This is a genomic window from Cupriavidus sp. L7L (genome assembly GCF_004353535.1).
Classification (GTDB): Bacteria; Pseudomonadota; Gammaproteobacteria; order Burkholderiales; family Burkholderiaceae; genus Cupriavidus; species Cupriavidus oxalaticus_A.
Genome location: NZ_SMNY01000063.1, coordinates 1 through 1,148 on the forward strand (window position 1 = coordinate 1; position 1,148 = coordinate 1,148).

At 58.8% G+C, this 1,148-nt stretch carries 2 protein-coding genes; one reads left to right on the plus strand and one right to left on the minus strand.

Annotated elements, in window-relative coordinates:
• A partial coding sequence (locus E1J61_RS34815) for a reverse transcriptase N-terminal domain-containing protein (protein WP_207951301.1) occupies nt 1-605 on the minus strand: 605 nt, incomplete at its 3' end.
• A gap of 385 nt (nt 606-990) precedes the next feature.
• Here E1J61_RS34815 and E1J61_RS34820 point away from each other — a divergent pair.
• Nucleotides 991-1,148 (plus strand): transposase (locus E1J61_RS34820; RefSeq protein ID WP_165971586.1); only part of this gene is annotated, 158 nt, incomplete at its 3' end.

Sequence of the window (1,148 nt, forward strand, 5' to 3'; positions counted from 1 at the left end):
CAGGGATGACTGAAACTGTCGAAGCAGCTTCGGATGTCGCCCTCTAGAATCCACTCTGCCGAACAGCGGCGTGACAGAGCACTGAAACACTGTTCGATGGCGTCAGCGGTCGAACGTTCAGGCCGGAAGCCATAGGAGTTCAGGTCCGCCAGAGTTTCCGCAACAGGTTCCAGCGCGAGCTTCCACAAAGCCTGCATCGCCCGGTCCCGCATGCAAGGAATCCCCAACTGACGCCTTTTCCCATTGCTCTTGGGTATATAGATGCGCCGCAACGGCATCGCTCGATAACCGCGATGCCGCAGCGACAACATCCCTTTCCACCTGGCCGCCGGAGATGTCCAAATCTTCCCGTCCACTCCCGGCGTTCTCTTGCCTCGATTCTCCATCACTCGCTTGACGGCCAACATCTTGCCGCTATGCGAGCGGGTCAGCAGACGTTGCAAGACTTTCGCCTTACCCCATCGACCTTCCCGAACTGCCTTGGCGATACGCATCTGAAGCCGCTTCACTTCCGCTTCGATGCGGGGCCAGTTTGCCTGATCCCACATTAGAGCAGCAGGCGAGGACGCACCAACGCCCGGCACCTTCGTGTCGTTCGCCGTCATCTGCTTTTCCTCGTGCAACAGTTTCTCAAGATTCTCTCGCCATGAATGACCATGCGGAAGTCTGCCCGCTTTCGCGTGGAGTAATGTTGCCTTGCGACGCAACTCCTATCCGACCCATTACAGGCCGACGTTCGCTTTCTCCGCCATCCTTTGCCCGCACCGCCAACAGTCTTCCTTGCGGTCGACCTGCCCATGTGGCCGGGCAGCGATACGGGTTTACCGTGTTCCGCGTCGTTCGCACGGATGGTTTAGGTTCCGCCTTTCCACCGGTGGCATTGTGTGTCCGTGCTGCCCGAGTACTTAACGAGCAGACCTGTGAGGTAGCCTGATCGAGGCGGACACGCTTGGTCCTTAGATTAAGATCGTGGATCAGGAGTGTGCACAGATGAGCAAGGCAAGACAGACGTACGGGGAAGAGTTTCAGGCAGAGGCCGTGAGACTGGTGCTGGAGCAGGGACTGACGCTGCAGTCGGCCGCGCAGCGCCTGGGGATTCCGAAGGGCACGTTGACGAATTGGGTGTCGAAAGCCAAGGCGCCTGGAAC